The sequence below is a fragment of the Kitasatospora sp. HPM-01-4 genome, from assembly GCF_051374625.1.
In the GTDB taxonomy this organism is placed as follows: Bacteria; Actinomycetota; Actinomycetes; order Streptomycetales; family Streptomycetaceae; genus Kitasatospora.
The window spans coordinates 5,773,987-5,796,693 of the sequence record NZ_JBPQGP010000005.1 but is presented as its reverse complement, the minus strand read 5'-3'; the positions used below and the strand labels follow the sequence as shown (position 1 = coordinate 5,796,693).

Below are 22,707 nucleotides of genomic sequence, written 5' to 3'. Positions count from 1 at the left end.
CATGGACAGCAATCTTTGTTTACCTTCGATTCACATACAGAGTGGCGAAGGTAACAAATAGGACATGCTCGGTGATCACCCTGAGCAACCATCGGATCTCCTGTTCAGTCCGCTTTGACCTGCGGATTTCGAAGCAGTTCGACCGTTGACGCGATCTTTACGGCGCTGTTCCATGGGCCTCTCGGGAGCGACCAGGACCGACACCAGCCACCGGAGGCGATAGCGCTCCCCTCCCACGACCTCACAAGCCGATCGGAACGCCCATGACCGACACGCTTCGCCCGTCACTCGCCGTAGCCCCCACTACGGAGACCGAGAGCCTCGACGGGGCGCCGCGGAAGCTCAGCCGTTCGCTCGGCGTCGTGGGCGGGACACTGCTCACGCTCTCCTGCGTGACCCCGGCCTCCTCGCTGTTCGTGATCGTGCCCAGCCTCTTCAACAGCCTCGGCACCGCGACAGCGCTGACCATCGGGATCGGCGCGGTCCTCTGTGTGGCGGTGGCGTTCTGCTACTCCGAGCTCGGCACCCTGGTCCCGAGCGCCGGCGGCGAGTACGCGATGGTCGGCACCCTGGCGGGCCGGTTCACCGGGTGGCTGGTGTTCATCCAGTCCCTGATCGTGGTGATGATCGTGCCGTCGGTCATCGCCCTCGGCACGGCCGACTACCTCGCCCCGATCGTGCACATCGATCCGGCGGTGGCCGGGGCCGGCGTGATGCTGGCCGCCACCGTCGCCGGCCTGCTGGACCTGCGGGCCAACGCCTGGATCACCGGCATCTTCCTGGTCCTCGAAGTGATCGCCGCCGCCGTGGTCTCCTTCCTGGGCTTCGCGCACACCGAGCGCGGCGCGGACAGCCTGCTGCACGGCCTGTCCGCCGACGCCGGCGGCGCCACCAGCCCGGTCGGCATGGCCGCCGTACTGGCCGCGATGGGCACCGCCCTCTTCGTCACCCAGGGCTTCAGCACCGCGATCTACCTCTCCGAGGAGCTGGAGAACCCGCGCCGCAACGTCGCCCGCACCGTGCTGTGGACGCTCGCGCTCTCGGTCGTGGTGATCCTGGTCCCGGTCACCGCCATCACCATGGGCGCCCCCGACCTGGCCACGCTGACCGGCGGGGACATCTCCGCCATGGTGGTCGGCTGGAGCAACTCCGCGGTCGGCACCTTCATCAGCCTCTGCATCGCGCTGGCCATCATCAACGCCGGCATCGTGATGGTCATCCAGAACTCCCGGGTGCTCTACGCCTCCGGCCGCGACCGGGCCTGGCCCGAGCCCGTCAACAAGGCCTTCGGCACCCTGAACCGGTTCAGCGCCCCGTGGGTCTCCACGCTGGCCGTCGGCGTCCCCGGCGCGGTGCTCTGCTTCGTGCCGAACACCATGCTGACCAACATCACCGGAGTCGCGGTCGCCGCGCTCTACCTGCTGGTCGCCGTCGCCGCCCTGTTCTCCCGCCGCGGGCAGCACAAGAACGCCCCGGCCTGGCGCCAGCCGCTGTGGCCGGTGCTGCCCGCCCTGCTGATCGTGGTCCTCGGCTACGTGCTGACCCAGCTGGACGTCGCGTCGCTGCTGTGGACCGGCGGTGTCACCGTCGCCGCCTCGCTGTACTGGGCCCTCTACCTCCGCCCCCGCCAGGACACCCACTGGGTGATCACCCTGCCCGAGGACGAGCGGGTCTGAACGCCGAAGCGGCCGCGGGCCCGGCTCCCACCAGGGGAGCCGGGCCCGCGGCCGCTCTGTGCTCAGCCCTCGGCGCGGCGCCGGCGGTGGTCCCGGACCACGATCGAGCCGCCCGCCAGACCCGCCACCAGCAGCGCGCCCACGCCCACCGCATAGGTACCGGTCCGGCTGTCCCGCTGGGCCTGGGTCTCCCCCAGACCGAGCGGCTGCGCGACGATCTTCGTGGTGTCCAGCTGTACCGGCTTGTCCGGAACCGGCTCGTTCTCGGGCGGGGCGTCACTGCGGACGGCCTTCACCGGATCGACCACACCCCAGCCGATGAACCGGTTGTTTCCGGCCTCGGTGCGCTGCGCGGTCTGCTCGATCCGGGCCCGGATCTGCGCGGCCGTCCAGCCCGGGTACCTCGCCTTCAGCAGCGCGGCCACACCCGCCACGTACGGGGAGGAGAAGCTGGTGCCGTTGTCCACGCACTGGCCGCCCTTGGGGACGGTCGAGAGCATCTCCACACCCGGCGCCGCGACCTTCACGAAGTCCCCGTACTGGGAGAACTGGGCCCGCTCGTTGTTGCGGTCCGAGGCGCCGACCGACAGCACGGTCGGGAAGGCGGCCGGGTAGGTGGGGCCTTCGCGTCCGTCGTTGCCGGAGGACGCGACCACGACGATTTGGTCGGCCTCGGCCCTCTTCAGGGCCTTCTCGAGGTCGTCCTTCTGGGGGAAGCCGCCGCTGTCGTCGGTCGCCCGGACGTCCTGCGAGATGTTGATGACGTCGACGTTGTGGTCGACCGCCTCGTTGATCGCCTTGATCAGCGTGTCGACGTCACCGCTGCCCTGGCTGTCGTTCTGCCGGATCGCGTAGATCCTGGCGTCCGGGGCCAGCCCGACGAACCCCGTCTTCTGCGGGTACGGCTTGGCCGCGATGATCCCCGCCACCTTGGTGCCATGGCCGACCGTGTCGTCCGTGCTCGTGCCCTCGACCGGCTTGCCGTCCTTGTCCTTCAGGAACGACGTGCCGGCCACCACCTGGCCGTTCAGCTGCGGGTTGCTGTCGTCGACCCCGGTGTCGATCACCGCGACCGTGACCCTGGTCTTGCCGTCGGGCTTGATGCCCCGCTCCTTGCCGCCGTTCCAGAGCTGGTCGAGCAGCACCCGCTGCAGCGCCCACGGCACGCCCTGCACGTCCGCGGCAGGGAAGTTGCAGTCCGCCGCCGCGGCTATCCCCAGCGGCGACCAGTGCGTGCCCGAGGCATCGCCCGAAGGCACCGAGGTGTCCGCGTACGCGGGCGCGCTCGCCATGGTGCCGATCACCCCCAGCGCGACCAGTCCCGCGGCAGCCCTGCGGTAGGTACCCAACGACACCTGTCTTCCCCTCTGATCCACCCGATGTCGTGCGCGCGGGCGCCCGCGCGCCAGGGCCTGAAACAGGCCCGGGGCGGGCGCCCGTCCGGACGCCCGCCCCATGTGCACCACTTTCGTGCCCCGGAAGCGGGGCCCGAGGTCAGGAGCCCCAGATCGACGCGTTGCGCGACTCGGTCGCCTGGTAGCTCTGCGCGGCGTTGTCCAGCGAGGTGGCGATCTGGCCCAGCGCCTGCTGCAGGTCGGCGGCGCGGGTGTCCCACTCACGCTGGCGGGCCTGGTAGCCCTCCTGCGCCGAACCCTGCCAGCTGCTGGCGATCCGGGTCACGCCGGCCTTCAGCTCGTCCAGCTGGCTCTGGATGCGAGCGGCGGTCTGGCGGACCTCCTGGCTGGCGTTCTGGATGGTGGAGAAATTGACGAGAATGTGCGAATCGGACACGGTGTCTCCTTCTGGATGGAATCGCGGCGGCCGTCACAGTGGCCGATGAGTTACGGGCACTACGGCGCCGTGGCTCAGAACGAGCCCTTCATCGACGACTGCTGCTCCTGCTCGGTCTGCGAGTAGGCCTTGGTGGTGGCCTCGATCGCCTGCTTGATCTCGTCCAGCACCTTGTTCAGCCGGTCCGCGTCCTCGTTGAAACGCGTCTGCAGCTGCTGGTAGGCCTGAGCCGCCTGGCCCTGCCAACCGGCCTTGATCTCGTCGACGAGCTGGTTGAGCCGCTGGATCTCCCCGTGGATCTGGCTGTTCACCTCACCGATGCGGTTGGCGAAAGCACTCATTTCTTCAGCGGTCGTCGTGAACTGACCAGACATGGTCCACCGTCCCCCATGAGACAGACATCCTGATTGATGGTCCTGGCGCGGACCATCCGTCAAACATCACGGTGTGATGTCCTGAAGTACTGTAGTCGCCATCCGCAAGTCACCCAACACCGGGAGTACGGCGGTTACTGGACTATGACACTGCGCCAGCCGTTCAACTGACGCCGTGTCATAGAGCGGTATCAGGCGTTCTGCGCCTGGAGCGCGGCACTGGTGTTGAGCACCGGGCCGGCCGGGACCAGGTCGGACCACGCGCGCGGGACCAGGCTCGGCTGCACCTTGTCGTAGCCGAGCCGGGCCTGCGCCTCGTTGCCCTGCTGCGCGGCACCGCTCTGCGGATCGGCGGACGGGCTCGGGGAGGGCGCCCCCTGGCCACTGGGGCCGTCGTTGTTGGCCGGCACCGAGTAGCGCAGACCGGTCTCGGTGATCAGGAAGTTGCTGCCCGAACTGTCCACTCCGCCCGTGCCGTCCACCGCGCGGAACAGCAGGCCGTGGCCCGGCGAGACGTGCGCGGTGGCGGAGCCGTTGCTGACCTGCGCCGGGTAGTCGGTGAAGGCCCAGACCGAGCGCTTGATGTTCTTGTCGGCGCCCCAGCCCTCGAAGGTGCTGCAGAGCACCGTACGCGCCCCCTTGCCGTTGTTGACCGCGTGCTCCGCGGGCTTCTCCTTCGGCATGTCCTTGGGGTCGTTGTCCATCATGCTGGTTTCGACGCTGTCCTTGAGGCTCGCGTAGTCGTTCGGCGAGAGCTCGGCGAACTTCGGCGTCGTGCCCGAGGGGTAGGCGTCCTTCAACGCCCGGCTGTTGCGCATCAGTTCGGCCTGGAATGCGGAGATCTGGTAGAGCTTCTGCGCGCCCACCACGTAGTAGGTCTTGTCCTGGTACGACAGCAGCCGCCCGACCTTCCGCTCGCTCGGCTGCGTGATGGCCACCGAGGAACGCGCACCGATGGTGTTGGAACCGGGCATGGTGGGGAACTTGATGGGCGCCCCGTCCCCCAGGGTGGCCAGCCACTCCTTGGAGACCTGCTCCGGCGTGGCGTCACTGCCGAACAGCGCCGCCTCCATCCCGTGGCGGTCGATCGGATCGGTGCTGTCGTCACCGAGCGCGTGCTTCATGCCCGCCGGATCGACCAGGAACTCGGTGGCCGGCAGGTCCTTGCTGGTGACGTCCTGCGCACCGTCCTGCGGGCCCTGCACGAACAGCCACTGACCGCTGCCCAGCACCAGGTCGGGCCGCTCCAGCATCTTCTTCTCGCCGTCGGCCGCGATGAACACCGACTGGTTGATGGTCGCCTGCTGCCCGCCCGCGCCCGGCCGGTCGCAGACCGACCAGATCTTCGCCTGGGCCGCGTCGTCCGCCGTGGGCAGCCGGTCCGGGGCGTAGGGGATGCCGATGGTCGCGCCGTGGTTCTTGTACGCGTCCAGCGCCGAGTCCACCACCGGCACGACCTTGGCCCCGGCCGGCAGCACCAGCCTGGCCGAGGCCATGTTCAGGACCTGGTGCAGGTACTTCTCGTTGGTCTTGGGGTCGACCAGCACCACGTAGCGGGTGGTGGAGTCCTTGCCCTGGATGATGTTCTTGCCGTCGTCCCAACCCTTGGGCGCGGTGGGCTTGATGACACCCCACATACCGAAGCCGGCCACCACGACCGCACCCAGCACGAGGCTGGGCAGCACGGCCCGCACCGGGCGCGGGGCGTCCTCGTCGCTGCCGCCGCCCCCAGGCTGCAGGAAGGCGCCCACCATGCGCTTGCGCGCGAAGGTGTAGGCGTTGAGTTCGTCCCGGCGTGATGCCATCTCGTCGTCTCCCCTGTTTGACCGACAGCCGGACCGGCCCGACGGCCTCGGCCCGGCACCTGTGCGTACGTCAGCACGATTGGTCCATGCGCGAGTCTGCCACCCGGCGGGCACGGGGCGCAGCGAACCCTCTACGATGCAAACCCTCTACGATGCGGCAGCAGACGGTGAGTACGGTACGGGTCCGGTCTGTCGACCAGCCAACCGGGCCGTGATATCTGATCAGAGAGGTTCACTCGGGGGATGCCAAGCCAGACCGCTCCAGAGCGACGTAGCACATCGCACGGCAGGGGAAACGGCGGCCGTCGGAACGGGGGCAGGGGGACGCGCCGGTCGGCGCCGGACCGGCCCGGGGGCAGCACTGCCCCGATCGCGGTGAAGATCCACCCGCGCCCCGGTCTGCTCGGCACCCGGCTGCGACTGCAGCAACTCGTCCTCATCGAGGTCGCGGCCGCGCTGATCGCGGTCGGCTGGACCATCAGCAAGGCGATGGCCGGGGTGTTCGCGGTACCCGCCGTCCTGCTGGTCGTCGTCGCCGTGCTGCCGCTGGGCGGCCGCACCCTGCCCGAGGGCCTGCAGGTACGGATGGCGCACAGCGCCCGCCGCAAGCAGGCCCAGCTCAACGTGCCGCCGCCGGGCACCGACCCGGCGCTGGCACCGGCGCTTGAGGTCGAACCGGCGCTGCGCACCTACACCCACGCCACCGAGGCCGACCTCGGCGGCGGCCGGCCGCTCCGGCGCGAGACCGGCATGGTCGGCGACGGCACCTTCCTGACCTCGGTCCTGCTGGTGCAGGCCAAGGACCAGCCGCTGCGGCCCGCCCGGACCACCCTGCCGCTGCCGCTGGACGTGATCTGCTCGGCGCTCCAGGTGGACGACATCGCCCTGGAGTCGGTCCAGCTGGTCCAGCACACCCAGCCCGCGCCCGCCCCGCACCTGCCGGAGCAGTCGCTCGCCGCGCGCACCTACCACCAGCTGCAGGACGGCCTCAGCACCCCGGGGCTGCGGCTCACCTGGGTCGCGCTCAAGCTCGACCCGGAGGCGGCGGCCACCGCCGTACTGGCCCGCGGCGGCGGCGAGGAGGGCGCCCGCAAGGCGCTCCAGCGGGTGACCGACCAGCTGGCCGGGCGGCTCAACAGCGCCGGTTTCACCGCCACCGTGCTGGACGAGCGCGAGCTGATCGCCGCGCTGGCCATCTCGATCTGCGCCAACCCGATCGCCGTGGCGGGCCGCCAGGGCACCGGCGGCGGCGCCGGAACCAGCCGCCGCACCCAGGAGAGCCGCAGGTTCTGGCGGATCGACGACCGCTGGCACAGCACGTATTGGATCTCCAAGTGGCCACAGCTCAGCCGCCCCGGCGGCGGCGCGGGCCGGATCGCCGCGCCCGACCTGGTCAACCTGGTCACCGGCACCCCCGCGCTGGCCAGCACCTTCAGCCTCACCGCGAGCCGGGGCACCGGCGGTTCGGTCGGCATCAGCGGGCACGTCCGGGTGACCGGGCGCAGCGAGAGCGAGGTCGCCCAGGTCGGGCGGCTCGTCGAGGCCCGCGCACAGAGTGCCGGGGTCGGCCTGACCCGGCTCGACCAGGAGCAGGCGCCCGGTCTGCTCGCCACGCTGCCCCTGGGAGGGACTTCCTGATGGCTTATCAGACCTATCCCGCCCAGCCGGCCGAGCCGGATGCCGACCGCACCCGGGGCGCGCTTCGGATCCGTCCCGGCTTCGGCCTGCGCGGTCCGCGCCGCGAGAAGCACGTGCTCTCCGTCGAGGACCTCTCCGCGCTGTCCTTCCCGGTCGGCGACGACGGCGTGGTCATCGGCGTCGACTCGCAGCACCAGCCCGCGGTGCTGGGGCTGTTCCGGCCGAACCCGTACGAGGTGGTGCTGGTCGGCGGTATGTGGACCGCTCAGGTCATCGCGCTGCGGGCGGCCGCCACCGGCGCCCGGGTCGCGGTGGAGACCGGACGCCCGCAGGCCTGGGGTCCGCTGGCCCAGGCGGCCGGCGGCGGCCAGCCCTGTGTGACGGTGCACCATGTCGGTCGCCTCGGTGCCCAGGGTGCCTCGGTGACCTCGCCGGTGCTGGTGGTCCGCGACCTCGGTGCCCGGCCGCCGCGCAGCCGGCTGTCCGCCACCCCGTGGCAGACCACCCTCACCCTGCTGCCCTACCTGGGTCCGAACGCCGCCCGGGTGCTCAACTCCGCCGACCTGGTCGGGGTCCAGCGGATCTCGCCGCAGGAGGCCGAGATCGTCGCGCGGGTCCTCACGCTCGACGAGCAGGACATGGCGTCGCTGCCGACACTGCCCGACAACATCACGCTCTGGGCGACCAGGATGCGCCGTCAGTTCGTGATGACCAACCCGGTCGAGGCGGAGGCCCAACTGCTGGGCACCCCGCGCCGGATGGACTGAGTCCGGCTCGACGTCAGGCAGGTGGTGGGCGCCCGGACGGACCACCTGCCCGACGGCCTCCTGGGGGAGGAGGTGAACAGCCGGTGGGATTCACTCCAAAGGCGGTTGTCATCGCCCTTCGATGCCCTGGTGAAGGCCTGTGAACCCTGGCGTGAGTTCGGGCACCGCCTTCAGGTGACCACGAATCACGTCCTAGTCTTGTTGCCCGACGGCACCGCGAATCAGCGGCGGCGAAAACGAGGGAGCCCAAGTGAGCAGCGATCGGGACGGCGTCTACGTCGGCGACAACGCGGCAGAAGACGACGACGACTGGTCGGACGTTCCTGACTACTCGCCGCCGTCCTGGTACACCCAGAGCGCGGAACCGCAGGCGGCCGCGCCCGCCCCGGGTCCGGCGCCCGCACCCGCACCCGCACCCGCACCCGCACCCGCACCCGTCCAGCCGAGCGTGCCGGCTCCGGCACCCGCCCCGGTGGCCGAGGCGGCTCCGGCGCCCGTGCCGCCGGCTCCGGCCCCCGTTCCGCCGGCACCGGCCCCCGTTCCGCCGGCACCTGTCCCGGCCGCCGTACCGGACAACCCGTACGCCGGCGCTGAGCAGCAGCCGCCCGCGCCCGCTCCGATCCCCGCGCCCGCACCCGCTCCGGCTCCGGCTCCGGCTCCGGTCGAGGCCGCGCCGCAGGCCGTACCCGCGCCCGCGCCCGCCCCCGTCGAGACCGCGGCGGCCGCCGTCCCGGTGCAGACGCCGGCGGCACCCGTGCCGGCTCCGGCTCCGGCCACCCCTGAGCAGCCGGTTCCGCCGCAGCCCTGGCCCACCGCCGACGGTGCGCCGCAGGCCGTCCCGGCACCCGTGCCGGCGCAGCCTCCGTACCCGCAGGAGGTCGTCCTCCCGCCGCAGGCACCGCCGGTGCAGCAGACCGCTCAGGCACCGCAGCCGCCGCAGGTGCCGCAGGCACCCCAGCCGCCCCAGGTTCCGCAGCAGCCTCAGAACCCGCAGCAGCCCCCGGGCCCGTGGCCGCCGCAGCAGCAACAGCAACAGCAACAGGCACCGACCACCGCTCCGGTGGACCCGCGGCAGGGCGGCTGGCCGCAGGCCGGCGGCTACCCGCAGCAGGCCTATCCGCAGCAGGCCGCACCTCAGCCGACGGCGGCGTACCAGCAGGGCGGCCAGCAGCCGATGGCCCACGGCGCCGCGCTGGGCTACACCGCGGCCGTGGAGCTGTCCTCCGACCGCCTGCTGCGCGGCCACCCCAAGCCGCAGCGCCAGCAGCCCCGGTTCCAGTTCGGCGGCAAGGCCGCGCAGGCCGACAAGGCCCGCAGGCTGGAGATCATCCGCACCCCGGTGATGAGCTGCTACCGGATCGCGGTGATCAGCCTCAAGGGCGGCGTCGGCAAGACCACGACCACCACCTCGCTCGGGGCCACCCTGGCCAGCGAGCGCCAGGACAAGGTGATCGCGATCGACGCCAACCCGGACGCCGGTACGCTCGGGCGCCGGATCAAGCGGCAGACCGGTGCGACCATCCGCGACCTGGTGACGGCGATCCCGCACCTGCGCAGCTACATGGACGTCCGCCAGTTCACCTCGCAGGACCTCAACTCGGGCCTGGAGATCCTGGCGAACGACGTCGACCCGGCCGTGTCCACCACCTTCAACGACTCGGACTACCGCCAGGTCATCCAGGTGCTCGGCCAGCACTACCCGATCATCCTGACCGACTCCGGCACCGGCCTGCTGTACAGCGCGATGCGCGGGGTGCTGGACCTGGCCGACCAGCTGATCATCGTCTCCACCCCCAGCGTGGACGGCGCCAGCAGCGCCTCCACCACGCTGGACTGGCTCTCCGCGCACGGCTACGCCGACCTGGTGCAGCGTTCGATCACGGTGGTCTCCGGGGTCCGCGAGACCAGCAAGATGATCAAGGTCGAGGACATCGTCGCGCACTTCCAGACCCGCTGCCGGGGCGTCGTCGTGGTCCCCTTCGACGAGAGCCTCGCGGCCGGCGCCGAGGTCAACCTGGCGATGATGCGGCCCAAGGTCCGCGACGCGTACTTCGAGCTCGCCACCCTGGTCGGCGAGGACATCGCCCGCGCCCAGCAGGCCGCCCAGGCCGCCCAGGGCGGCTGGGCCCCGCAGCAGCAGCCGTACCCGCAGCAGGGCCAGGGCGGCGGCTACCCGCAGCAACAGCCGTACCCGCAGCAGGGCGGCTACCCGCCGCCCCCGCCCGGCGGCTACCCCGGGCAGCCCGTCCCCGGCGCCCCCTGGGCACCTCAGCCGGGCCAGGCCCCGCCGCCCGGCTACCCCGCCCAGCCGCAGCAGGGCGGCACACCGCTGCCGCCGGAGTGGACCCAGCAGGCCGGTGAGCAGCCCGGCTACGGCTACCCGCCGCCGCAGGAGGGCCAGCAGCCCCCGCCGGGCTACGGCTACCCGCCGCCCCCGCAGCAGTGAGCCATCAACAGCGGACCCCGCCGACCGAAACGGTCGGCGGGGTCCGCTGTCAGTACCGCTGTCCGCGGCCGGTTCTCAGTCCGCGTCGGTCAGTTCACGGGCGCGCTTGACGTCGTCGGCCATCCGCTCCAGCAGCGCCTCGATCGAGTCGAACTTCTCCATGCCACGCAGGTAGGCCAGGAACTCCACCGCCACGTGCAGGCCGTACAGGTCCAGACCGATCCGGTCGATCGCGTACGCCTCCACCGTGCGCAGCGTGCCGTCGAAGGTGGGGTTGGTACCCACCGAGATGGCGGCGGGCATTTGCTCTCCACCGAGCACCGTCAGCCAGCCCGCGTAGACCCCGTCGGCCGGGATCGCGCTGTGCGGCAGCGTCTCCACGTTCGCCGTCGGGAAGCCGAGCTCCCGTCCGCGCTGCGCACCGCGGACCACCACGCCCTCGACCCGGTGCGGCCGTCCCAACACCTCCGCCGCGCCCGCCATGTCCCCCTCCGAGACCAGTCGCCGCACCAGGGTCGACGAGAAGGGCGTTCCGTCCCCCGCCGCTCCGGACACCTGGAGGTCCACCACCTCGACCTCGAAATCGGCCTTGCGGCCGAGCTCCGCGAGCAGCTCGACGTTCCCGGCCGCCCGGTGCCCGAACCGGAAGTTCGGGCCCTCGATGACCAGCCGCGCATGCAGCCCGTCCACCAGTACCTGCTGTACGAAGGTCTCCGGCGACTCCCTGGAGAACTCCTGGGTGAACGGCAGCACCAGCACCGCGTCCACCCCCAGCTCGGCCATCAGCTCCGCCCGGCGCGGCTGCGGCGCCAGCAGCGGCGGGTGGCTGCCCGGCCGGACGACCTCGCTCGGGTGCGGGTCGAAGGTCACCACGACGGTCCGTACACCCAGTTCCCGGGCGCGTTCGACCGCCCGGCCGATGATCAGTTGATGACCCCGGTGCACACCGTCGAAGGATCCGATGGTGACGACGCTGCGCCCCCAGTCCCCGGGGACCTCCTCCAGGCCACGCCAGCGCTGCACCCTGACCGCTCCTCGTTCCCGGCGCACGCTCTGTACGCTCCTGTGTTCCAACCTGAACCCCTATAGCGTGCCATGCGCCCGAGTCGGCTTCGGCACCGGAAGGCCCCCTGCGCGCGACGAGGGGCGCGGGGCGCCGCGTTCGGCCTCCGCTGCGGCGTACTGCGGGTCGCGCCCGGCGGCCGCCAGGCCGCGCATCCTGGCCAGCAGCGGCCCGCCGGCCGGCGGGTTCTCGGCGGGCGGCCACTCGGCCAGCAGCCGTGCGAAGGACGCCGAGCGGCCGGCGCAGCGGACCAGCGCGGCATCCGCCCGGGCCGTCCGCGCCGCGATCCGGCGGACCAGCTCCCGTACCCACTCGGCGCTGTGCTCCGCGCACCGCTCGGCCAGGCACTCCAGCACCGCCGTCAGCACTCCCTCGTCGCTCTCTTCCGCCAGCAGCGCGGCCAGCAGCGGCCCGCGCGCGGGCAGGCCCGGCGCCGCCAGCCGTACCGCGATGACCCTCCGCACCGGTGCCGGCCGCGCGGCGAGCGCCAGCGCCCGCAGCATCTCCCGCGGCTCGGCGCAGGGCCGCCGGGCCACGGCGGCTCGCACGGCGCCGGGTGCCGGAGCGGCCGGGGACTCCCCGGCCCGGGTCCCGGGTGGCCCGGCGAGCAGCCGGTCCAGGTAGTCGGCGATCCGGCCGGCCCACTCGGGGTGCTCGCGCAGCACCTCGGCGGCCAGGTCGAGCCCTTGGCGAGCCACCGCGGGGTCGGGCACCTGGGCAAGCACCCGCAGGCCCTCGGCCAGCGCCGCGCCCGGAGCCGCCAGCCGCTGCCGGAACGCCGCCAGTACCGGCTCCGGCCGCTCCGCCAGCGCGGGGGCCAGTACCTGCGCGGTGACGAACTGATCGTCCGCCAGGTACCGCGCGATCGCCGCGGCCAGATACCGCCCCCTGGTCCGCCCGTCCTGCACCAGCAGCGCCAACGCCGCACCGTGCAGGGCAGGTTCGCCCTCCCTGGCCAGCAGGGTGGTCGCGGTGAAGCTCAGCAGCTCCAGGGCGGACCCGGTGGCGTGCGGCACGGTGCGCAGTGCGTGCACGGCGGCGGCGACGTGCCGTTCGGGGCGGGGGTCGTGGCTCCAGCGGTCGACGGCGCGGCAGAGCGCGGAGGGCTCGTCCGCCGCGAGCAGCGTCAGCAGCGCGTCCGCCCGCGGGTGGGCGGTCTCCACCAGGCACTCCGTGAGATCGTCCAGCGCCAGCTTCCGGTGGGCGTACAGCAGGTCGTGGGCGAGGCCGGCGACCGTGCCGCCGGGGCGGGCCGCGAGGCGGTGGCCGTCCTCGAACCACCGGCACAGCAGCGGGATCACCGTGCGCGGGTCGGCGGCCAGCGCCTCGGCCGCCGCGGTCCGGAAGGCCTGGGCGGCGCCGTCGGACCTGACCAGGCGGCGCAGCAGGTCCAGCCGGTCTTCGGGGGCCAGCGGCAGGGCGGCCCAGAAGGCCGGCCCGAACGCGCCGCTGTGCTCGCGGAGTTCGGCGAGCCGGCGCAGCAGGGGCCGGTGGACGGCGAGGTCGGTGGCGGAGCGCAGGGCGGCGGCGAGCAGGTGCCCGGCCCACCACGCGGCCTCGCTACCGGCCGGTGAGAGCTCCAGCGCCCGCCAGAGCCGGTGCAGCCGGCCGTCCAGCGCCTCGGCGCCCCAGATCTCGCCGATCCGGGCCAGCGCGGCCACCACGGGCCCGGCACGGTGCCTCGGCACCCGGGCACCGGCGGCCGGGCCCCAGGGCGCCGCAGCGCCCTCGGTGGCACCCTCAGGCGAGTCCGGCCCGTCGGCGCCGTCCTCCCCCAGCAGGAGCCGCAGCGCGCCGTCCAGATCCAGGTGCTGCCCCTGCAGCCACTCGGCGAGCTCCTCGTACGCCAGCCGGTAGCCGTCCCCCGCCGCGACGAAGAGCCGTTCGCCGAGCACCGCCGAGGCCCAGCCACCGGCGGTGGGGAACAGCAGCTCGAACGCGTCCGCCGGCAGTCCGCCGTGGCCCGAGCCGAGCATCTGCCGGGCCGCCTCGTGCACCCGCCCGGCCACCGCCGCCGCCAGCCGCCGCACCCGGCCCGGTTCCGGCTCGCCCGGCCGGGGCCCGCCCCTGCGGTGCGCCCCCGGGCGCCGTACCTCCGCTCCCCCGGCCAGCCGGCCGGCGATCCGCAGACAGACCAGGTCGAGGTAGCCCTCGAAGAGTTCCCCGCGCCGGGGCGCCGCCCCGTGCCACCGCACGCCCGCCGACCGCAGCTCGCCGGCGATCCGCAGGGCCAGCGGGTGTGCCGCCTCCGAGGGCGCCAACGGGCGTTCGTTCCCGACGGGTCTGACCCCGTCCACGGCCTCGGGCGGCACCGGTGGCCGGCCCGCGAGACCGTACCGCCGCGCGGCCCGCTCGGCGGCCTCCTTCGGCAGTGGACCGAGCCCGTGCACCACGGCTCCCGCCGCCCCCGTACCGCCGGTGTCGTCCGCGCCCTCCCACTCGGCCCACCGCTCCGGCCGGCAGGCCGTGAGCAGGCCCGCCGACTCCGCGCGCAGCCACTGCGAGGTCGCCCGCAGCCACGGCCCGCCGACGGCCGCGTGGGCCTCCTCCGGCGCGTCCAGGAGGACGAGCAGCGGCCTCCCGGCCTCGGCGCAGAGCCGCGCGGCCCGCCCTGGGTCAGGTGCGTCCACCCCGAGCAGCCCGGCCGCCCGCGCCAGGATCCGGCCCACCGCGTCCGCCAACGACTCGTCCGCGGACCGCAGTTCAGCGCCGCGCAGCCAGAGCGTGGGCAGCGGGCGGCATCCGCCGGCCCGGCGGACCGCCAGCGCGGCCAGCTCGGTGGTGCGCCCGCTGCCGGGGGCGCCGACCAGTACGGTGAACGGGCCCCGCGGCTCCTCGCCGGTGAGTCCGTCCGGCCGGTCGACCCGGTCGGCGGCCAGGTCGGCGATCCGCCCCGGCCCGGCGACGGCCGATCCCAGCTGCACGGAGGCCAGTTGCACCACCCCGGCCGCATTGAGCGCCCGGCCGTACGCGGGAACGGTGGCCGCGTTCCGCGCCACCACCCCGGCCAGCGCTCCGGCCGGCGCCGGACCGGAGGCGGGCGGACCCGAGGCGGACAGGCCGGCCGCTGCGGCGGCCCTGCCCGCCGGTCCCACGGCGGGCACCAGCGGCACAGCCGCCACCGCGCCCGCATGCCCGGGCGGCAGCGAGGGGGCGACCACCCCGAGCACGGCCCCGGTCCCGGCGTCCACCACCGGCGCACCGGCCGGAACCGCCGCCGTGGCCTCCAGCCACAGCGCCCCGGAGATCAGGTGGAACTCGTCCTGCCAGGGGTACATCGCCGTGCCCGTCCCGAGCACTCTCCCCTGCGCCGAGGCCGCCGTGCCGCCGTCTTTGAAGTACGGCACCTCGACCGGATCCCCACTCCCGCCGGGGCCGCCGATCGGCAGCGGCGGCACCGGCAGCCCGCCGACCGCCTCCGTCCGCACCAGCGCGAGGCCGTGCCGCGCGAGCGGTTCGACGCAGTCCGCGCCCAGCACCCGTGCCTGCCCGCCCTCGGTGTGCAGGACCACCCGGTCCAGTCCGGCCACCGTCTCGTGCGCGGTGACCACGGTGCCGTGGGGGTCCACGACGAATCCGAGCCCTCGCATCCGGCCGTCCGGACCGCAGATCCGCAGCAGCGCCTGCCTCGGGTCGACCGGCCCCCGGGACCACCCGTCAGCCGTACCGGACCACCGATCAGCGGCCATCAGCCCGCCTTCCCCAGCCGGGCCGTGAACAGGTCCCGCTCTGCGGGGTGGCCCGCCGCAGCCGCCGTACTTTGCCCGCCGGGAGCCTGCCCCCGGGCGCGGGCGGGGCACCACAGCCACACCCCTCGCGCCGAGCCTTCACCTCTCGCGCTCACTCGTCCGAGTGAGATCCCGCTCCCCGAGGTTTTCGACCTTCGCCGACTGCGGCAGACGCCCCCGAGCAGCGGAAGAGGGCATGCCGCCGGTGCGTGCCGGCACCCGGGCCCAGACCACGGAAGGCACGGCTTCGCCGCACGCGGGAGACGCGCCCTCAGGAGCTCACGTGGGACGTGGCGGTGAGGCGCGAACGGGCACGCCCCAGGGCGCGCGGAACCACGCGGCAGCTCCCGACCCCGTCCTCGCCGAGTCGCAACCCGCCGGGGGCGCGGGGGACTTCGCGGTCAACCCACCCGGAGTTGTCCGGTTCCCCACGCCCACCGGGACGCCGCGGGAACGGGTTCGCCGAACGCCTCCACCGCAGCGCGGAGTCGGCCGCGAAGCGCGCTCCCTGTCGTGCCCGCCCGATCGTGCCGGACGCCCCTTCCGCCGGAGCGCCGCCCCGGCCGGCCGTCACCCGACGAAGACGGCCACCGGACGGGCGCTGCCGCCCTTCTCCTCCACCAGGGCGAGGAAACGGCCCTCCGGGTCGAAGACGGCGATCGGGCCGTCCACGCCCAGCCCGGGGGCCTTCAGCTTCATGCCGTTCGAGAGCAGCCGCGCCTGGTCGGCGTCGATGTCCCAGCGCGGGAAGGCCGCCGACGCGGCCTCCGCGATCGGCAGCACCTCCAGCTTCTCCTCCAACTGCTCCAGGGTGCGCGCGGATTCGAGCCCGTAGGGACCGACCTTGGTACGGCGCAGCGCGGTGAGGTGGCCGCCCACTCCGAGGTCCGCGCCGAGGTCGCGGGCCAGGGCTCGGATGTAGGTGCCGGAGGAGCACTCGACGGTGACGTCGAGGTCGATCACGGGGGTGCCGTCCTCCGCGACCGCGGCCCGCTGCTCGTGCACCGTGAAGGAGTGCACCGTCGTCGCCCGGGCGGGGATCTCGAAGTCCTCGCCCTCCCGCACCCGGTGGTAGGACCGCTTGCCGTCGATCTTGATGGCGCTGACCTTGGACGGCACCTGCATGATCTCGCCGGTCAGCCTGGCGATCCCGGCGTCTATCCGCGCCCGCTCGACTCCCGAGGCGTCGGCGGAGGAGGTGACCTCGCCCTCGCGGTCGTCGGTGATGGTGTTCTGCCCGAGCCGGATGGTCGCCTCGTAGGTCTTGGCGGTGAGCATCAGGTGGCCGAGCAGCCGGGTGGCCCGCTCGACGCCGATGACCAGGACGCCGGTGGCCATCGGGTCCAGCGTGCCCGCGTGCCCGACCTTCCTGGTCCCGGCCAGCCAGCGCATCTTGGCCACCACCCCGTGCGAGGTGAGGCCCTCCGGCTTGTCGACAATGACCAGGCCGTCGGGGCCGGTTCCCTTACGCTTCATCAGTTCTTCTCTGTGCGGATCCGTGGAAAGGTGAAAACTTGGACCGACTGGCAACGTGCCCTGTCGCCGGTCAGTCTTGGAGCGCGACGGTCGCCGCGAGCGCGGCCCGGAACCGGGCCATGGCCGCCGGCACCTCCTCGCGGGCCTCGAACCCCGCTGCGAAGAGGTGTCCGCCGCCGCCGAGCCGGGCGCAGACGGCGGAGACGTCGACCGCCCCCTTGGCCCGGCAGGAGCCCCGCAGCGTGCCGTCCGGGTCCTGCTTGAGCACCAGCGCGACCTCCGCCTCGGCAGGGCGGCGCACCACGTCGATCAGGCCCTCGATCTCCTCGACGGTCACGCCGAACAGCGCGAGGTCCTGGTACGGCACCCAGGTCCACACCAGCCCCAGCCCATCCGCGGCCCCGGGCTCGTACACGGCCCGGTCGAGCGCGGCGGCGAGCACCTTGAGGTAGCCGAAGGAGGAGGTGTCCCACAGGGTGCGGGAGATCAGGTCGTGCCGGATGCCGGTGGCCAGCAGCCGGCCGGCGAGTTCATGGGTGGCCGGGGTGGTGGCCCGGTACCGGAAGGAGCCGGTGTCGGTGGCGATGCCCGTGTAGAGGCAGGTGGCGAGTTCCTGGTCGAGCGGTACGCCCAGGCGCCGGAGCAGTTCGTCGACCAGGACGGCGGTGGCCGGGGCGCTCGGGTCGATCAGGCGGTGGGTGCCGAAGCCGGGGTTGGAGGCGTGGTGGTCCAGCACGATCAGCACGGGGGCGGCGAAGGCCTTCTCGTGCAGCAGTCCGAGCCGGCTCTCGGCCGCGACGTCCAGGCAGATCACCAGTTCGGGGATCCGCGGCACCTCGGCGGCCGGGACGATCAATTCCTGTCCGGGCAGGAAGGACAGCGACTCGGGGATCACCTGCGGGTCGTCGCCGAAGGAGACCCGTACCCGGTGGCCGAGCCGGCGCAGCGCGATCCCGGCGGCCAGCGCCGAACCGAGCGCGTCCCCGTCGGGGTTGACGTGGCAGACCAGGTCGATGGTCCCGGCGCGCCGGACGGCCTCGACCACGCGCTGCCACTCCGCCTCGAACGGGCCCGCCGGCCCGGGTCGGCCGGCGGGATCGTCGGCCGACCCGGCGGATTCGACCGGTGACTCAGTGCGAGGCCCCGGAAGCACCGCGAGGGCACCCTCCGCCGGGTCGGCGGAAGATGCCCCCTGGCCGGCCGGAACCGGCTCGGCTGTCATGGCTACTCGTCCTCGTCGTCGCGCTCGGCGGCCGGCACCCGGTAGGGGTCCGCCTCCCCCGCGTACTTCGCCCCGGCGGCGGCCGTGCGGACGGCGGCGTCGGAGAGCCGCGCCTTGTCCAGCAGGTCGTCGATGGTCCGGGCGGTGTCCGGCAGAGCGTCCGCGACGAAGGTCAGCGACGGGGTGAAGCGCACCCCGGTCTGCTTGCCCACCTCGGAGCGGAGCACGCCCTTGGCGCTCTCCAGAGCTGCCGCCGTCGCCTCGCGCTCGGTCTCGTCACCGTAGACCGTGTAGAAGACGGTCGCCTCGCGCAGGTCCCCGGTGACCCGGGCGTCCGTGATGGTCACGTAGCCAAGGCGGGGATCCTTGATCCGTCGTTGCAGGGTCTCGGCCACCACCACCTGAATGCGGTCGGCGAGCTTGCGCGCCCTTGCGGTGTCGGTCACGTTGCCTCCTCGTACGGTGGGCTCGGTACCCGGGTCACTGCTTCACCCGGTGGGGCCCACGCCCCAACGTACCTGCCCGCGCCCAGCCTTGTGGGCGCTGTCGGTCCTCGTCGGTGTGACGGTGGCGACTCGCGCACCACCGTCCCCGGTCTCTCACTCGTCGTCGTCGTGGTGGTAGCGCCTCCTCGCGGAGAGCAACTGCACCTCGGGGCGGCCGGCGACCAACCGCTCACAGCTGTCCAGTATCTCGGTGACGTACCCGGCGTCGCCGGACACCACCGCGAGGCCGATCTCGGCCCTGCGGTGCAGATTCTGGTTCCCGGTTTCCGCTGCGCACACGCTGTACTTGCGCTGCAGCTCGGCCACGATGGGCCGCACGATCGAACGCTTCTCCTTGAGCGAGTGGACGTCGCCGAGGAGCAGGTCGAAGGTGAGTGTTCCCACGAACATGTAAGGCAGGTCTCGCCGACCTGAAGGCCTCGTAGGACCCCCTTGAACAGGGGCGTACGAGGGACCCTACACAGCGAGACCGGGGCCGGTCGACGGGATAATCATCCCGCCGACCGGCCCCGGCAACCGGCACTTACGCGCGCGGCTTCTCGCGCATCTCGTAGGTCTCGATGATGTCGTCGACCTTGATGTCGTTGAACGACCCCAGGGTCACACCGGCCTCGAAGCCCTCGCGGACCTCGGTCGCGTCGTCCTTGAAGCGGCGCAGACCCTCGATGGAGAGGTTCTCCGCCACGACCTTGCCGTCGCGGATGAGGCGGGCCTTGGCGTTGCGGCGCAGCAGGCCCTCGCGGACCAGCACACCGGCGATGTTGCCGAACTTGGAGGAACGGAACACCTCGCGGATCTCCGCGGAGCCGAGGCGGACCTCCTCGTACTCCGGCTTGAGCAGACCCTTGAGCGCTGCCTCGATCTCCTCGATCGCCTGGTAGATGACCGAGTAGTACCGGACGTCGACGCCCTCGCGCTCGGCCGCGGTGCGCGCACGGCCTTCGGCACGCACGTTGAAGCCGATGATGATGGCGTCCGAGCCCATCGCCAGGTCCACGTCGGACTCGGTGATGGCACCGACACCGCGGTGCAGCACCCGGAGCTCGACCTCCTCGCCCACGTCCAGCTTGACCAGGGCGTCCTCAAGGGCCTCGACCGAACCGGAGACGTCACCCTTGATGATGAGGTTGAGCTGCTCGATGGAGCCGGCCGCGATGGCCTTGTCCAGGTCCTCCAGCGAGATCCGGACCCGACGCTGCGCGAAGGCGGCGTTGCGGTCGCGGGCGGCACGCTTCTCGGCGATCTGGCGGGCGGTGCGGTCCTCCTCGACGACGATGAAGCTGTCGCCGGCGCGGGGCACCGAGGTCAGACCGAGCAGCAGCACCGGACGGGACGGACCCGCCTCCTCGACGTTGTTGCCGTTCTCGTCCAGCATGGCGCGGACGCGACCGTAGGCGTCGCCGACCACGATCGAGTCACCGACGCGGAGGGTACCGCGCTGGACCAGGACGGTCGCCATGGCGCCGCGGCCCTTGTCCAGGTGGGCCTCGATGGCGATACCCTGCGCGTCCTGCTCCGGGTTGGCCCGCAGGTCGAGCGAGGCGTCCGCGGTCAGGACCACGGCCTCCAGCAGCTCGTCGATGTGCAGACCCTGGCGCGCGGAGATGTCGACGAACATGGTGTCGCCGCCGTACTCCTCGGCCACCAGGCCGAACTCGGTCAGCTGACCGCGGACCTTGGTCGGGTCGGCGCCCTCGACGTCGATCTTGTTGACGGCGACCACGATCGGCACACCGGCGGCCTTGGCGTGGTTCAGCGCCTCGACCGTCTGCGGCATGACACCGTCGTTGGCCGCGACCACCAGGATCGCGATGTCGGTGGACTTGGCACCACGGGCACGCATGGCGGAGAACGCCTCGTGACCCGGGGTGTCCAGGAAGGTGATCGGACGCTCCTCGCCGTTCACCGAGGTGGTGACCTGGTAGGCACCGATGTGCTGGGTGATGCCACCGGCCTCGCCGGCCACCACGTTGGACTTGCGGATGGCGTCCAGCAGGCGGGTCTTACCGTGGTCGACGTGACCCATGACGGTCACGACCGGCGGACGCGGAGCCAGCTCGGCCTCGCCGCCCTCGTTGGCACCGAAGTCGATGTCGAACGACTCCAGCAGCTCGCGGTCCTCGTCGTCCCGGCTGACGATCTCCAGCACGAAGCCCATCTCGCCGGCCAGCAGCTCGAGGGTCGCGTCGGAGACCGACTGGGTCGCGGTGACCATCTCACCGAGGTTGAACATCACCGAGACGAGCGCGGCCGGGTTGGCGTTGATCTTCTCCGCGAAGTCCATCAGCGAGGCACCACGCGACAGACGGACCGTCTGGCCGTTGCCGCGAGGCAGCATCACACCGCCGACGGACGGGGCCTGCATGGCCTCGTACTCCTGGCGCTTCGCCCGCTTCGACTTGCGGCCACGGGCCGGACGGCCACCGGGGCCACGGCCGAAGGCACCCTGCGTGCCACCACGGGCACCCGGGCCACCCGGACGGCCGCCGAAGCCACCCGGACGCGGGCCGAAGCCACCGCCGCCACCGGGGGCACCGCCACCGGGACGGGGACCGCCGAAGCCGCCACCGGCCGGACGCGAGCCCGGACCGGCCGGACGGCCGGCGAAGCCCGGACGGGCGCCGCCGCCACCGGGACCACCCGGACGGCCGCCGGGGCCACCGGGGCCACGGCCACCCGGGCCCGGACGCGGGCCGGGGCCGGCCGGACGCTGCGGCATCATGCCCGGGTTCGGGCGCGGCATGCCGGACGGGGACGGGGCACCCGGACGCGGACCGGCCGGACGGGGCATGCCGTCGGGACGCGGCGCACCGGCACCCGGAGCACCGGGACGCGGGGCACCACCGGGACCGGCGGCGGGACGCGGACGGTCGCCACCCGGACGCGGACGCTCGCCACCGGGCGCACCGGCACCCGGACGCGGACGCTCACCGCCGGGACGCGGGGCACCACCGGGACCGGCGGCGGGACGCGGACGGTCGCCACCCGGACGCGGACGCTCGCCACCGGGCGCACCGGCACCCGGACGCGGACGCTCACCCTGACCGCCGGAACGGCGGTCGCCGGGACGGGCCATACCGGTGGCACCGCCCGAAGTGAAGGGGTTGTTGCCCGGACGCGGACCGGCCGGACGCGGGCCCGGACGGGCACCGGAAGCCGCCGGGGTCGGGCGCGGGCCCGGAGTGGCCGGACGGGCCGGAGCCTCACCGGCCGGGGCCGGGGAGGAGAACTCGGCCGCCGGAGCCACCGGGGCGGCCGGAGCCGGCGCGGCGGGACGCGCGGCCGGGCGCGGGCCCGGGGTGGGCGCGGCCGGACGCTGCGCGGCGGGGGCCGCAGCCGCAGGTGCGGCGGGAACGGCCGGAGTCGGACGGGGGCCCGGGGTCGCCGTGGGGCGCGGGCCGGGGGTGGGGGCACCCGGCTTGGGTGCGGCCGCGCCGGCGGCACCGGCGGGCTGGGGCGCCGCGGGCTTGCGCGGGCCAGGCTTTGCGGCGGAACCACCGGAAGGCGGCGTCGCTCCCAAAGCGTCAGTCAACTTACGAACGACCGGCGCCTCGATCGTCGAGGACGCCGAACGGACGAACTCACCGAGCTCGGTGAGCTTGGCCATGACGGCCTTGCTCTCCAAGCCAAGCTCCTTGGCGAGTTCGTATACCCGGACCTTAGCCACTTCGCTCCTGTCTACGTGTCCGGGGTAATCGTCCGCCGGACTGTCGCTACTTCATGGGCGTACTCATCGCGTACTCATCGAGTGCTCATCGCAATCTCGACCTACTTCCATCTCGCGAGGTACCTGACGTGTCGCGCGGCGCACGAGTACTTACGTGCACTGCGCATTGCTGTGGTGCTTCGCCGCGCCTGAGAAATCAGGGCGCCGAGGTCTCGCCTACCCGCTCGCCGACGTACGCGCGCAGAGCGTCGGTGTCGAGCACCCCCTGGAGCCGGAAGGCCCTGGGGAACGCCCGTCGACGTACCGCGAGGTCGAGGCAGGCCAGGTCGGGGTGCAGATGCGCACCCCGCCCCGGCAGTGCGCCGCGCGGATCGGGGGCACAGACGCCCTCGATCGCCACGACACGCAACAGCTCATGTTTGGCCGCTCGCTTGCGGCAGCCCACGCAGGTGCGTTCAGGGCATGCACGGACATGCGTCCGGCCAGACGCGCTCAAGTCTACCCCTCCGAAGGGACATGGTGCCGCCCCGTCGATCACGATAGGGCAG

At 73.1% G+C, this 22,707-nt stretch carries 15 protein-coding genes and 1 pseudogene; 4 read left to right on the top strand and 12 right to left on the bottom strand.

From position 1 onward, the window contains the following. Positions 1-263 precede the first annotated feature (263 nt). Entirely contained in the window at positions 264-1,676 is a 1,413-nt protein-coding gene (locus ACSMTC_RS25180; RefSeq protein WP_436561985.1) for an APC family permease, read from the top strand. Positions 1,677-1,738: 62 nt separating this feature from the next. Here ACSMTC_RS25180 and mycP read toward each other — a convergent pair whose 3' ends face one another. The 4 genes from mycP to ACSMTC_RS25160 all read right to left on the bottom strand — a co-directional run bounded on the left by mycP (position 1,739) and on the right by ACSMTC_RS25160 (position 5,646). Further along, positions 1,739-3,031: a type VII secretion-associated serine protease mycosin gene (gene mycP, locus ACSMTC_RS25175; RefSeq protein ID WP_436561984.1), complete on the bottom strand. Its 1,293-nt coding sequence runs from the start codon at positions 3,029-3,031 to the stop codon at positions 1,739-1,741. Between the two features lie 139 nt (positions 3,032-3,170). Then, entirely contained in the window at positions 3,171-3,467 is a 297-nt protein-coding gene (locus tag ACSMTC_RS25170) for a WXG100 family type VII secretion target (protein ID WP_436561983.1), read from the bottom strand. Between the two features lie 74 nt (positions 3,468-3,541). Next, entirely contained in the window at positions 3,542-3,841 is a 300-nt protein-coding gene (locus ACSMTC_RS25165; protein ID WP_436561982.1) for a WXG100 family type VII secretion target, read from the bottom strand. A gap of 191 nt (positions 3,842-4,032) precedes the next feature. Then, the gene (locus ACSMTC_RS25160; protein ID WP_436561981.1) at positions 4,033-5,646 is read right to left on the bottom strand and encodes a type VII secretion protein EccB; all 1,614 of its coding nucleotides are present in this window, start codon (positions 5,644-5,646) and stop codon (positions 4,033-4,035) included. A 375-nt stretch (positions 5,647-6,021) separates the two neighbouring features. Between ACSMTC_RS25160 and eccE the strand changes: the two genes are divergently transcribed. From eccE to ACSMTC_RS25145, 3 genes and pseudogenes are all read left to right on the top strand, one after another. After that, complete coding sequence (gene eccE, locus ACSMTC_RS25155) at positions 6,022-7,284, top strand: type VII secretion protein EccE (RefSeq protein WP_436561980.1); 1,263 nt, start codon at positions 6,022-6,024, stop codon at positions 7,282-7,284. After that, the gene (locus ACSMTC_RS25150; protein WP_436561979.1) at positions 7,284-8,051 is read left to right on the top strand and encodes a hypothetical protein; all 768 of its coding nucleotides are present in this window, start codon (positions 7,284-7,286) and stop codon (positions 8,049-8,051) included. Before eccE ends, ACSMTC_RS25150 begins: the two co-directional genes overlap by 1 nt. 250 nt (positions 8,052-8,301) lie before the next feature. Continuing rightward, positions 8,302-10,497: pseudogene (locus tag ACSMTC_RS25145) on the top strand (MinD/ParA family ATP-binding protein); the annotation flags it as partial. Positions 10,498-10,572: 75 nt separating this feature from the next. On the opposite strand, the gene ACSMTC_RS25140 reads toward ACSMTC_RS25145, so the two are convergent. The 8 genes from ACSMTC_RS25140 to ACSMTC_RS25105 all read right to left on the bottom strand — a co-directional run bounded on the left by ACSMTC_RS25140 (position 10,573) and on the right by ACSMTC_RS25105 (position 22,655). Beyond that, complete coding sequence (locus ACSMTC_RS25140; RefSeq protein ID WP_436561978.1) at positions 10,573-11,520, bottom strand: bifunctional riboflavin kinase/FAD synthetase; 948 nt, start codon at positions 11,518-11,520, stop codon at positions 10,573-10,575. 60 nt (positions 11,521-11,580) lie between these two features. Further along, a complete protein-coding gene (locus ACSMTC_RS25135) occupies positions 11,581-15,249 on the bottom strand; it encodes a trypsin-like peptidase domain-containing protein (RefSeq protein WP_436561977.1) in 3,669 nt (1,222 codons plus the stop codon). Between the two features lie 609 nt (positions 15,250-15,858). Further along, positions 15,859-16,764 carry a tRNA pseudouridine(55) synthase TruB gene (gene truB, locus ACSMTC_RS25130; protein WP_436561976.1) on the bottom strand — a complete coding sequence of 302 codons (906 nt, stop codon included), beginning with the start codon at positions 16,762-16,764 and terminating at the stop codon, positions 15,859-15,861. 70 nt (positions 16,765-16,834) lie between these two features. After that, on the bottom strand, positions 16,835-17,809 hold the full coding sequence (locus tag ACSMTC_RS25125; protein ID WP_436561975.1) for a DHH family phosphoesterase: 975 nt from the start codon (positions 17,807-17,809) through the stop codon (positions 16,835-16,837). Positions 17,810-17,988: 179 nt separating this feature from the next. Beyond that, positions 17,989-18,432 (bottom strand): 30S ribosome-binding factor RbfA, encoded by a 444-nt coding sequence (gene rbfA / locus ACSMTC_RS25120; protein WP_436561974.1) that lies wholly within the window; start codon positions 18,430-18,432, stop codon positions 17,989-17,991. 153 nt (positions 18,433-18,585) lie between these two features. Next, the gene (locus ACSMTC_RS25115) at positions 18,586-18,882 is read right to left on the bottom strand and encodes a DUF503 domain-containing protein (protein WP_436561973.1); all 297 of its coding nucleotides are present in this window, start codon (positions 18,880-18,882) and stop codon (positions 18,586-18,588) included. Positions 18,883-19,015: 133 nt separating this feature from the next. After that, positions 19,016-22,159: a translation initiation factor IF-2 gene (infB, locus tag ACSMTC_RS25110; protein WP_436561972.1), complete on the bottom strand. Its 3,144-nt coding sequence runs from the start codon at positions 22,157-22,159 to the stop codon at positions 19,016-19,018. Between the two features lie 196 nt (positions 22,160-22,355). After that, positions 22,356-22,655 carry a YlxR family protein gene (locus ACSMTC_RS25105; RefSeq protein WP_436561971.1) on the bottom strand — a complete coding sequence of 100 codons (300 nt, stop codon included), beginning with the start codon at positions 22,653-22,655 and terminating at the stop codon, positions 22,356-22,358. Between the last annotated feature and the right edge of the window lie 52 nt (positions 22,656-22,707).